The sequence below is a fragment of the Actinomadura roseirufa genome (genome assembly GCF_900659635.1).
Lineage (GTDB): Bacteria > Actinomycetota > Actinomycetes > Streptosporangiales > Streptosporangiaceae > Spirillospora > Spirillospora roseirufa.
In genome coordinates, this window is the sequence record NZ_CAACVB010000583.1 from 1 (window position 1) to 777 (window position 777).

Genomic DNA, 777 nt, shown 5'->3' on the forward strand with positions numbered 1-777 from the left:
GTCGCGGGCCGCGGCGGCGCTGCCGGCGGCGGGCACCGGCAGGACCTTGGCCTTGGTGAAGTAGGGGCGCAGGAAGTCGGCGGGCAGCACCTCGACGGTGTCGGACTCCCAGACCAGCCACTCGGCCTGGTTCGAGCCGTGCGTGGGCTCCACGCCCCACAGGTGGACGCGGACGCCGTAGCGCTGGGCGGCCTCCACGGCGGGCAGCATGTCCTCGTCGCCGGCCAGCAGCACCGCGTCGGTGATCGCCCGGTGCCGGGCCAGGGCCTCCAGGTCGGCGCGGAGCTGGGCGTCCACGCCCTTCTGCTGTCCCTGGGCGTTCAGGTTGCCGAGCCGCAGCTTCACCAGCGGCAGGTTGGCGATCACACGCTGGTCGACGGTCGGCTGCCGTTTGGGCGCGGCGTCGAACCAGTAGACGCGCAGCAGCTCGCCGCGGCGCTGCTCGTCCGCGTGGTAGGTCAGCGCCTTGATCAGCTTTTCGGCGGCCACCCGGTACTCGCGCCGGGAGCCGCAGCCGAGCAGCAGGGCCCCGGAGGCCGCGTAAAGGTACCCCGCGTCGACGAATATGGCGTAGCGCGCGGGCTGTGGGACGAACTCCGAGGTGGCCATGGCCTTCCACCTTATTCGTGCCGAGACCCCGGCCGGGCGCGAACCACGGTTACATCTCCCTCGGGGGGACGCTCATGGTGGCCGGTCCGGGGGCCCCCGGACCGGCCGGTGGCGGCGTCAGCGCGGCAGGCCGCTCGCCCGCCACGCGCCCGGCCCGCGCGGCCGGAT

At 74.1% G+C, this 777-nt stretch carries 1 protein-coding gene; it reads right to left on the reverse strand.

Going from position 1 to position 777, the window contains the following annotated elements; genetic code table 11:
- Positions 1-609: NYN domain-containing protein (locus tag E1291_RS41545; protein WP_131743492.1), on the reverse strand; the 609-nt coding region annotated here is incomplete at its 3' end.
- Positions 610-777 lie beyond the last annotated feature (168 nt).